Source organism: Ensifer sp. ENS03, from assembly GCF_014852035.1.
Taxonomy (GTDB): domain Bacteria; phylum Pseudomonadota; class Alphaproteobacteria; order Rhizobiales; family Rhizobiaceae; genus Ensifer; species Ensifer adhaerens.
This window is the reverse complement of sequence record NZ_JACVAV010000030.1, coordinates 1-784: the sequence shown is the minus strand read 5'-3', so window position 1 is coordinate 784 and position 784 is coordinate 1. Positions and strand designations below refer to the sequence as shown.

The 784-nt window shown below is 56.6% G+C and carries 1 protein-coding gene; it reads right to left on the bottom strand.

All coding sequences use genetic code 11. The annotated features are described in order from the left end of the window. Positions 1–779 (bottom strand): PAS domain S-box protein (locus IB263_RS33815; protein WP_246811161.1); only part of this gene is annotated, 779 nt, incomplete at its 3' end. Positions 780–784 lie beyond the last annotated feature (5 nt).

Below are 784 nucleotides of genomic sequence, written 5' to 3'. Positions count from 1 at the left end.
GCTATAGCGGAGAGTGGCTGGTTCAATTCGTGGGCGAGCGTCGAGGCCATTTCGCCCATTTCGTTGAGACGGGCGAGGCGAGCCAACTCCGTCTGAACCTCTTGCAGACGAGCGGCCGATTCTTCGCGCTCAGTCAGGTCGCGTATAAAACCTGTGAAAAACCTTCGACCACCGGATCTCATCTCCCCGACGGCAAGTTTCATGGGAAAGGTCGACCCGTCCTTTCGTTGACCGACGACCACACGGTCGGTTCCGATAATACGTTTTTCACCGGTCGAGAGGTACCGCTCGAGATAGCCGTCGTGTTCCTTGCGATAGGGTTGCGGCATCAGCATCCGCAGATTTTGGCCGATCACCTCATCTTCGCGGTAGCCAAACTGTCTGATGGCCGCAGCGTTGAACGATACGATCGTGCCGTCCTGCTCGCTGACGATGGTGGCGTCGAGAACAGTGTCCAGGATCGACCGGAGATGCGCCTCTCTAGTACGCAAGGCTTCGTCAGCGGTTGTTAACTCATGTTGAGCGCGTCGGAGCATTTCTCCCAAGAAGGAAATTGCGACCCCCACGGTGGTGAACACGACCAATTCCGGTATCTGTACCCCGCCAGGAGTAAGTGACCGAAGATAGGCTGCCGAACCGATGGAAGCGATGACAGCAAGGATCCCGGGACCGATGCCCCCGATTGCGGCTGCAAGGAGGACGGGGGGCACGAAAAGAATGTAGATTGCCCGATCATCTAGAACACCCATTAGGAAATAGCGAAGGACAAAGGCAATCAAGACCG